The organism is Jiangella aurantiaca (assembly GCF_004349105.1).
Taxonomy (GTDB): domain Bacteria; phylum Actinomycetota; class Actinomycetes; order Jiangellales; family Jiangellaceae; genus Jiangella; species Jiangella aurantiaca.
This window is the reverse complement of the sequence record NZ_SMLB01000046.1, coordinates 41022-49576: the sequence shown is the minus strand read 5'-3', so window position 1 is coordinate 49576 and position 8555 is coordinate 41022. Positions and strand designations below refer to the sequence as shown.

The 8555-nt window shown below is 72.1% G+C and carries 9 protein-coding genes; 3 read left to right on the top strand and 6 right to left on the bottom strand.

The window, feature by feature from the left end; all coding sequences use genetic code 11:
• Nucleotides 1–28 precede the first annotated feature (28 nt).
• A complete protein-coding gene (gene recO, locus E1262_RS24030; protein ID WP_132106381.1) occupies nucleotides 29–757 on the bottom strand; it encodes a DNA repair protein RecO in 729 nt (242 codons plus the stop codon).
• A gap of 51 nt (nucleotides 758–808) precedes the next feature.
• Nucleotides 809–934 (bottom strand): hypothetical protein, encoded by a 126-nt coding sequence (locus E1262_RS31830; RefSeq protein WP_275261808.1) that lies wholly within the window; start codon nucleotides 932–934, stop codon nucleotides 809–811.
• On the opposite strand from E1262_RS31830, the gene E1262_RS24025 reads away from it, so the two are divergent.
• Nucleotides 933–2444 carry an HNH endonuclease signature motif containing protein gene (locus E1262_RS24025; RefSeq protein WP_162606049.1) on the top strand — a complete coding sequence of 504 codons (1512 nt, stop codon included), beginning with the start codon at nucleotides 933–935 and terminating at the stop codon, nucleotides 2442–2444. The genes E1262_RS31830 and E1262_RS24025 overlap by 2 nt on opposite strands.
• On the opposite strand, the gene E1262_RS24020 is transcribed toward E1262_RS24025, so the two are convergent.
• The 4 genes from E1262_RS24020 to era form a co-directional block, all read right to left on the bottom strand.
• A complete protein-coding gene (locus E1262_RS24020) occupies nucleotides 2438–2956 on the bottom strand; it encodes a pyridoxamine 5'-phosphate oxidase family protein (protein ID WP_132106377.1) in 519 nt (172 codons plus the stop codon). The two genes, E1262_RS24025 and E1262_RS24020, sit on opposite strands and share 7 nt — an antisense overlap.
• A gap of 99 nt (nucleotides 2957–3055) precedes the next feature.
• Nucleotides 3056–4630, bottom strand: a complete 1575-nt coding sequence (gene dacB, locus E1262_RS24015) for a D-alanyl-D-alanine carboxypeptidase/D-alanyl-D-alanine endopeptidase (protein WP_132106375.1) — start codon at nucleotides 4628–4630, stop codon at nucleotides 3056–3058.
• Between the two features lie 70 nt (nucleotides 4631–4700).
• Nucleotides 4701–6446 carry a 2-isopropylmalate synthase gene (gene leuA / locus E1262_RS24010; RefSeq protein WP_132106373.1) on the bottom strand — a complete coding sequence of 582 codons (1746 nt, stop codon included), beginning with the start codon at nucleotides 6444–6446 and terminating at the stop codon, nucleotides 4701–4703.
• 143 nt (nucleotides 6447–6589) lie between these two features.
• Complete coding sequence (gene era, locus E1262_RS24005; RefSeq protein ID WP_238993035.1) at nucleotides 6590–7519, bottom strand: GTPase Era; 930 nt, start codon at nucleotides 7517–7519, stop codon at nucleotides 6590–6592.
• 103 nt (nucleotides 7520–7622) lie between these two features.
• Here era and E1262_RS24000 point away from each other — a divergent pair, with 103 nt between their 5' ends.
• Together E1262_RS24000 and E1262_RS23995 are read left to right on the top strand one after the other, a co-directional pair.
• The gene (locus E1262_RS24000) at nucleotides 7623–7949 is read left to right on the top strand and encodes a DMT family transporter (protein WP_132106369.1); all 327 of its coding nucleotides are present in this window, start codon (nucleotides 7623–7625) and stop codon (nucleotides 7947–7949) included.
• Entirely contained in the window at nucleotides 7949–8518 is a 570-nt protein-coding gene (locus tag E1262_RS23995; protein WP_132106367.1) for a TetR/AcrR family transcriptional regulator, read from the top strand. The genes E1262_RS24000 and E1262_RS23995 overlap by 1 nt, the downstream gene beginning before the upstream one ends.
• Nucleotides 8519–8555: the final 37 nt, after the last annotated feature.

Genomic DNA, 8555 nt, shown 5'->3' with positions numbered 1-8555 from the left:
GTATAAGAGACAGGGGTGTAGGTGCGCTTCACCGTTCCACCAGGCCGAGCGAGCGCAGCCCACGTTCGAGGTGCCACTGCAGGAACGCCGCGGTGATGCCGCTGGCCTCGCGCCGGGCCCGCGGCGCGCTGGCGTCGGCGACCGGCCAGTCGCCGCTGAGCAGCGCCGCCAGCAGCGCGACGGTGTCGCCGGACGGCGCGACGGTGCCGGCCGGGCGGCACGACCCGCACACCATGCCACCGGCCTGGACGGAGAACAGCCGGTGCGGCCCCCGGGCGTCGCAGCGAGCGCAGTCGGCGAAGCTGGGCGCGAACCCGGCGACGGACAGCCCGCGCAACAGGAACGCGTCGAGCACCAGGCCGGGGTCGTGCGCGGCGCCGGCCAGGGTCCGCAGCGCGCCCACCAGCAGCAGGTACTGCTGGACGGCGGGCTCGCGTTCCTCGGCGGTGAGCCGCTCGGCGGTCTCGAGCATCGCGGTGCCGGCGGTGTAGCGGCCGTAGTCGTCGGTGATGCTCATGCCGTACGGCGCGATGGTCTCGGCCTGCGTGACGATGTCGAGCGTGCGCCCGGTGGCGAACTGGCAGTCGACGTGCATGAACGGCTCGAGCCGCGCACCGAACCGGCTGGTGGTGCGCCGTACGCCCTTGGCGACGGTGCGGATGCGGCCGTTGTTCCTGGTGAGCAGCGTGACGATGCGGTCGGCCTCGCCCAGCTTCTGGGTGCGCAGCACGACCCCCTCGTCACGATAGAGCGGCACGCGACCTCCTGACCTGCGCTCACGTCGCCTCTACCTTAGTCCGTGCCACCGTCAGTCCAGCAGCCCGTGGCCCAGCGACACGACGGCGACCAGGATGATGAGGCCGCGGAGGACGCCTGGCACGACCGACCCCGCTGAGTTGATCTTGTCGGTGGGCGCCGGTAGGGTGGTGTGCATGTTCGAAGAACCGCTACAGGCTGCTCCGTCGCCGGGTGTCGACCCGGTGATGGGGCAGCTGGTGGCGTGGCATCCGCGGCTCGGTGACTGGATGCCGGTGGACCCGTTCGACCCGGTCGCGGAGATCGATCCGGTGCTGCTGCGGGAGCTGTGCACCGGCGGGTCGGTGCCGATGATCGCCGGCTTCGACCAGGTGCCGGCCGGGCCGGAGCTGGCCGCCTTGCTGGGCCGGTTCGACCCGACGCGGGCTTCTGCGCGCGTGCTGGTCGAGGCCCAGGCCGCGTTCGCGCGACAGGCCGCGTGGGTCGCCGCCGGCGAGGCGGCCGTGCTGGCGGAGCTGGCGTCGCGGCCGGAGATGCGCCCGGACCACACCGGGTACCGGTCGGTGAACCCGATCACCAACACCGCGGTGGAGATCGCCGGATGCTGCCGGTTGACGACCCGGCAGGCGGAGAACCAGGTCGGGCACGGCGTGCAACTGGTCACCGACTTCCCCGACACCCACGCCGCCCTCTCGACCGGGGTGATCGATCTGCGGCGCGCCCGGGTGATCACCGACGAGCTCGGCGGCCAGGACCCCGATGTGCGGGTGCGGGTGGAGGCGGCGGTGCTGCCGGACGCGCCGTTCCTGGACTCGGTGGCGCTGCGGAAGCTGATCAAGCAGTTGCTGCACGAGCTGGCGCCGGTGGAGACCGCCGACCGCAACCGCGCCGCGCGGGAGCGCCGCTACGTGTGCGTGACGCCCGCGTCGGACGGGATGGCGCACCTGGAGGCGCGGCTGCCGGCTGAGGACGCCACCGCGCTGGACACCGCCCTGAACGCCGCTGCCGCCGATGCCAAACGCGCCGACGCCGCCGCCGGGCGCGCGGCGCGGACCAGAGACCAGCGCCGCGCCGACGCCCTCGCCGACCTGGGCTGGGCCTTCCTCACCGGCTGCGCCGACGGCGCCACCGGCGGCATCGGCGGCGCCACCGCGGGCGAGGCTCCCGCCACCGGCCGACCCGCGCGGCGGCCGATCAGCGTGCACGTCACCGTCCCGTTCGCCACCCTCGCCGGGCTGGGCGACGAACCGGGCGAGCTGGAGGGCTACGGACCCATCCCCGCCCACGTCGCCCGCACCCTCGCCGCCGAAGGTGTATGGACGTGGTTGCGCACAGACGGCACCGGACAGCTGCTCGATCTCGGCCGCACGAAGTATCGGCCCACCACGGCACTGGCCGAGTTCATCACCGCCCGGGACCGGACCTGCAGGGCGCCGGGCTGCCACCGACCGGCCCGCAGCTGCGACATCGACCACGTGGTCGCATTCACCGCCGGCGGCACCACCTCCGCGGCGAACCTCCAACCGCTGTGCGAAACGCACCACCTGCTCAAACACCACGGCCACTGGACCGTCCAACGAGCACCCGACGGCACCACCCGATGGACCGGCCCCACCGGCCTTCGGTACGAGGGACCACCCGAGCCCAGGGGCCCGGCCAGCGTCACCGATCGAGCGCCGCCCTACTGACGATCGCTGACGGGGTGCCGGCCGAGTGCGTCCGGCTCCGGGGTCCAGATGCGGGACGGACGGCCAGCGGCGAGATCCTGCGCGCGGAGCACCTGGACGCGGTACGGCTCCAGCCGCAGGACGCCGAACGACGGGTGCTCAGGCGACCGCCAGAACCGGCCCGGCGGGTAGCCGACGCCGGCCGGGCTGCCCTGCTCGTACAGCCGCCACACCCGGCGGTTCACGGCGGCGTCGTCGACCCAGGTCGCGACGGTGTCGATGGCGACGGCGTTCTGGGCGGCGCTCCAGTAGGAGAACGTCGCATGCGGGTTGGCAGCCAGGTGCTCGACCTTGACCGGCGTCGGGAACGTCGCCAGCCAGCCCAGCGGTGCGTCGTCGACCACCTCCCAGACGGCGATCAGCACCCGCGAGCGCGGCCGGTGCTGCCTGTCGACCGTGGTCATGGTGGCGTAGACGATGTCGCCGAGGATCTGCTCGAAGTCGGGCCGGAGGTCTGCGAAGGCGATGCTCACTCCGTCATCGTCGGACGCCTGCGCGACCAGCGGAAGACGGCACTTCAACGTGCCCGAGTCACCCCGCGGTAACCACCTGCGCGACCGCTTGGGCGGCGGTCAGCACGCCTTGACCCAGGAGCACTCGACGTCGTCGGGCAGGTCGACGGAGGGCACGTCGGCGGTCGTGAGCCGCGCCGCCCCGTCCTCGGTGTGCGCGGCCAGCCGGACGGCGATGTGGTCCTCCAGGTCGCTCGGCTTGCCGCTGAGGTGGTCGTTGAACACGATCGAGAAGACCAGCCGCCGGCCGTCGGCGTCGTCGACGTAGCCCGACAGTGAGGACGCGCCGGTCAGCGAGCCGGTCTTCGCGTGCACGTTGCCGGCGGCCGGCGTGCCGCGCATCCGCGAGCGCAGCGTCCCGCCGACCATCCGGTCGGACACGCCGGCGATCGGCAGCGCCTCGTACCAGGCGTCGAACCAGGGCCGGTCCTGCGCGGCGACCAGCAGGTCGGCCAGCTCGGCGGCCGGGATCAGGTTGCGCCGCGACAGCCCGGAGCCGTCCCGGTTCGCGACGGTGGCGGTGTCGACGCCGTAACGCGGCAGCTCGGCGCGCAGCACGGCCAGGCCGGCGGCCCAGGTGCCGGCGCCGGAGATCTCGCGGCCCATCGCCTTGATCAGCACCTCGGCGTGGCCGTTGTTGCTGAGTTTGAGGAACGGCACCAGCAGGTCGCTCAGCGGCATCGACTCGTGCTCGGCGACGACGGTCGCGCCGGACGGGGTGACGCCGCGGCCGCTCCCGCCGGTGACCCGCACCCCCGCGTCGGCCAAGGCCTTGACGAACACGTCGGTGGCGTAGTCCGTGGGCTCCCAGACGCTGGCCCACTCGCTGGCGCCGCTGCCGCCCGCCGCGACGGTGCCGGAGACGACGATGCGGTCGCCGCCGTGCTCGCGCTCGACGGAGACGTCGTTGCCGCTGCCGGCCGCCCCGGTCGTGGCTTCGTTGACGATGGTGACGGCGTCGGTGTGTGGGGTCAGGGTGACGACGGCGGGTGCGCCGGGCGCCGCGGCCGGGTCGACGTTCACGATGACGGTGCCGGCGTCGTAGTCGGTGTCCGGCGCGACAGTGAGCGCTGACACCGGCGCCGCGTAGTAGTACGGCTCGTCGTCCCAGGCCCAGTCGTTGCCGAGCCGGACGTCGTCGAACCAGCTGTCGTCGGCCAGCACCCGCCCGGAGACCACGCGGACGCCGTCGTCGGCCAGGTGCTTCGCCAGCTCCGCGTAGTCCGACGCCAGCAGCGTCGGGTCGCCGGTGCCGCGCAGGTACACGTCGCCGCGCAGGATCGGGCCGGTCCGCTGCCCCGTGGTGGCGACGGTGGTGGCGAACGTGTAGTCGGGCCCGAGCACGTCCAGCGCGACCGCGGACGTCAGCAGCTTCTCGTTCGACGCCGGCATCAGCCGCTGGTCGCCGTCGTGCTCGTAGAGCGTCTCGCCGGTCGCGGCGTCGCGCACGACGACCGACGCCTGGCCGCCGTCCAGCCGCGGATCGGTGAGGATCGCGTCGAGGTCGGCGGCCAGGGCGTCGTCGGCCGGAGCCGCGTCAGGCTCCGCCGCCAGCAGGTGGGAGGCGACGTTCCCCGTCACGACCAGCGCGGTGGCGCCGGCGGTGACGGCCAGGTTGCGGGTCCAGCTGGCCATCGTGAGCTCCTCGGCATCGGGGGATGATCGATCCGGAGAGCGAAGACGATGGTCTATACCTCTGGTGCTGTCAAGAGTGCGCGACGGACCGGTTGACGGCGCTGACGATCGCCTTGAGCGAGGCCGTGACGATGTTCGGGTCGATGCCGACGCCCCAGTACACCTCGCCGCCGACCGAGCACTCGAGGTAGGCGGCCGCCTTGGCGTCGGCGCCGGACGAGAGCGCGTGCTCGGCGTAGTCGAGGACCCTGACGTCGTGGCCGATGCCGCGCAGCGCGTCGGTGAACGCGTCGATCGGGCCGTCGCCGGTGCCGTGCAGCACCTGCCGCACCGCGTCGACGTACACCGCGACCTCGAGGGCGTCGCGCTCCCCCGCCGCTGACGACGTGTGCACCGAGTTCAGCGCCAGCGGCGTCGTGCGCTCGAGGTACTCGGCGCGGAACACCTCGCCCATGCGCGCGGGGTCGATCTCGCCGCCCTCGCCGTCGGTGAGGCCCTGGACGACGCCGGAGAACTCGATCTGCAGCCGGCGCGGGAGGTCGAGCTGGTGCTCGGTCTTCATGACGTAGGCGACGCCGCCCTTGCCGGACTGCGAGTTCACCCGGATGACCGCCTCGTACGTGCGGCCGACGTCCTTCGGGTCGACCGGCAGGTACGGGACCTCCCACACGTGGTCCTCGACGGCGACGCCGGCGTCCTTGGCGTCGCGCTCCAGCGCCTCGAAGCCCTTCTTGATGGCGTCCTGGTGGCTGCCGGAGAACGCGGTGTAGACGAGATCTCCGCCCCACGGGTGGCGCTCGGGTACCGGCAGCTGGTTGCAGTACTCGACCGTGCGGCGGATCTCGTCGATGTCGCCGAAGTCGATCTGCGGGTCGATGCCCTGCGTGAACAGGTTCATGCCCAGCGTGACGAGGTCGACGTTGCCGGTGCGCTCACCGTTGCCGAACAGGCACCCCTCGACGCGGTCGGCGCCGGCCATCAGCCCGAGCTCGGCCGCCGCGACCGCCGTCCCACGGTCGTTGTGCGGGTGCAGCGACAGGATCATCGATTCGCGGTGCGGCAGGTTGCGGTTCATCCACTCGATGGAGTCGGCGTACACGTTCGGCGTCGCCATCTCGACCGTCGCCGGCAGGTTGACGATCATCCGGCGGTCTGGCGTCGGCTGCAGCACGTCGGCGACGGCGCCGCAGATCTCCGCCGCGTAGTCCAGCTCGGTGCCGGTGTAGGACTCCGGCGAGTACTCCCAGTAGATCTCGGTGTCCGGAGTGATCGCCTCGGCGTACTTCTGCGCCGACCGCGCCCCCGACGTCGCGATGTCGGTGATGCCGTCGCGGTCCAGCCCGAACACGACACGGCGCTGCAGGATCGACGTCGAGTTGTAGAGGTGCACGATGGCCTGCTTCGCGCCGACCAGCGACTGGAAAGTCCGCTCGATGAGGTGGTCGCGGCACTGCGTCAGCACCTGGATGACGACGTCGTCGGGGATGTGCTCGCCCTCGATCAGCTCGCGGACGAAGTCGAAGTCGGTCTGGCTGGCAGCCGGGAAGCCGACCTCGATCTCCTTGTAGCCCATCTTCACCAGCAGCTGGAACATGCGCATCTTGCGCTCGGCGTTCATCGGGTCGATGAGCGCCTGGTTGCCGTCGCGCAGGTCGACGGCGCACCACTGAGGTGCGGTGGTGATGCGCTTCGTGGGCCAGGTGCGGTTGGGGAGGTCGACGACGATCTGCTCGTGGAACGGCCGGTAGCGCTGGGCGGGCATTCCGGACGGCTGTTGTACGGGCGGCCAGGATCGCGTGACGTCAGAGGCGTTCATGATGGAAAAGGCTCCTGCTCAGTGGTCGGACAAGCGCGACCGGCAGCGCGAACTCACCGCGATGAGGGAGCCGGTCTAGCGGACCCCATCGCGGCAGGTAAGCAGGAGGCTGAAGCGCCGCACGAGCACAGACTCTAGCACCCTCAGAAGCCGAGCTTTCCCAGTTGCTTGGGATCGCGCTGCCAGTCCTTGGCGACCTTGACGTGAAGGTCCAGGTAGACCGGGGTGCCGAGCAGCCGCTCGATCTGCGTCCGCGCCTTCGTCCCGACCTCGCGCAGGCGCGACCCCTTCCGCCCGATGACGATCGCCTTCTGGCTGTCGCGCTCGACGTAGAGGTTGGCGTGGATGTCCAGCAGCGGCCGGTCGGCCGGGCGGTCCTCGCGCGGGATCATCTCCTCGACCACGACGGCGATCGAGTGCGGCAACTCGTCGCGGACGCCCTCGAGCGCCGCCTCGCGGACCAGCTCCGCGATCAGCGTCTCCTCCGGCTCGTCGGTGAGCTCGCCGTCGGGGTACAGCGGCGGCCCTTCGGGCAACTGGGCCAGCAGCAGCTCGGTGAGCAGCCCGACCCGGTCCCCTGAAGTCGCGGAGACGGGGACGACGTCGGCCCACTCGATGCCGGTCTCGGCGCCGAGCGCGGCGACGGCGGTGAGCTGCTCGGCCAGCCGGCCGGCGCTCACGAGGTCGGTCTTCGTGACGACGGCCAGCTTCGGCGTGCGTGTCAGGGCGGCCAGCTCGCCGGCGATGAACCGGTCGCCCGGCCCGATGTCCTCGTTGGCCGGGACGCACAGGCCGATGGCGTCGACCTCCGCCCATGTGGTGCGGACGAGGTCGTTGAGCCGCTGACCCAGCAGCGTCCGAGGCCGGTGCAGTCCGGGGGTATCGACGATGACCAGCTGGCCGTCCGGCCGGTGCACGATGCCGCGGATGGCGTGCCGGGTGGTCTGCGGCCGGGTCGAGATGATCGCGATCTTCTCGCCGACCACCGCGTTTGTCAGGGTCGACTTACCCGCGTTGGGCCGCCCGACGAAGCAGGCGAAGCCGGAGCGGAAGCCCTCGTAGTCACCGATCACGTGTCGAGTCTCCCACCTTCGGTGCCGCCGCCGGGCCGAGTTGTACGTCCGTACTAGTTTTCTGGTACAGTCGTACATGAAGTCGGGTGGTGAGGAGGACACTGTGGCGTGGCTCTACGTGATCGTCGGCGGGCTGTTCGAGACGGCCTTCGCGGTCTCGCTCAAGGAGTCGCAGGGGTTCAGCCGGCCCTGGCCGACGCTGAGCTTCGCCGTCTCGGTGACGGTGAGCATGATGCTGCTCGGTCTGGGCCTGCGCGAACTGCCGGTCGGCACGGCGTACGCCGTCTGGACCGGCATCGGCGCGGCCGGCACGGCCATCGTCGGCATGCTGTTCATGGACGACCCGTCGACGTTCTTGCGCATCGCCGCGATCGGGCTCATCGTGTGCGGGGTGATCCTGCTGAACCTCGCCGGCGGAGCGGCGCACTGATGGCCACGGCGAAGGGCGAACAGCGGCGCACCGCCCTGGTCCGCGCCGCGGCCGATCTGTTGCAGAGCGGCGGACTGGAGGCGGTCGGGCATCGCGCCGTCGCAGGGCACGCCGGGGTGCCCCTCGGCGCCACGACGTACTACTTCGCCGACCTGACGGAATTGCGGCGGGCCGCCGTCGAGGCCCTCGCCGACGACGACGTCGCGCGCATGTCCGCCGCCGTCGAGGCGCTACCGGCCCGCCGCCGTGGCACCGCCGCAGTGGCCCGGATGATCGTCACCCTGCTGACGCCGGACGAGTACGGCCCGCTGGTCGCGTGGTACGAGCGGTACGTGCTGGCCGCCCGCGAGCCGCTGTTCGCGGCGGCCGCCCGGCGCACCAACGCCGCGGCACGCGAGTGCGTGGCGGCGGTGCTGGACCGCTCCGGGCTGGCGGCCGACGTGCCGCCGCACATGGTCGTGGCGGTGGTCGACGGCGCGGTGCTCGGTGCCCTGGCCGACGGCGCCGGGCTGACGGGCGTGCGCGCGGCCGCCGCCGACGCCCTCGCCGTGGTGCTGGACCGCCGGTAGCCGGCCGGCTGCACACACACGCCGACGCCGGCCGGGG

Coding starts and splice junctions, on each gene's coding strand:
- E1262_RS24025 (WP_162606049.1), top strand. CDS start 933: ATGTTCGAAGAACCGCTACAGGCTGCTCCGTCGCCGGGTGTCGACCCG.
- E1262_RS31830 (WP_275261808.1), bottom strand. CDS start 934: ATGCACACCACCCTACCGGCGCCCACCGACAAGATCAACTCAGCGGGG.
- dacB (WP_132106375.1), bottom strand. CDS start 4,630: ATGGCCAGCTGGACCCGCAACCTGGCCGTCACCGCCGGCGCCACCGCG.
- leuA (WP_132106373.1), bottom strand. CDS start 6,446: ATGAACGCCTCTGACGTCACGCGATCCTGGCCGCCCGTACAACAGCCG.
- E1262_RS23995 (WP_132106367.1), top strand. CDS start 7,949: ATGGCCACGGCGAAGGGCGAACAGCGGCGCACCGCCCTGGTCCGCGCC.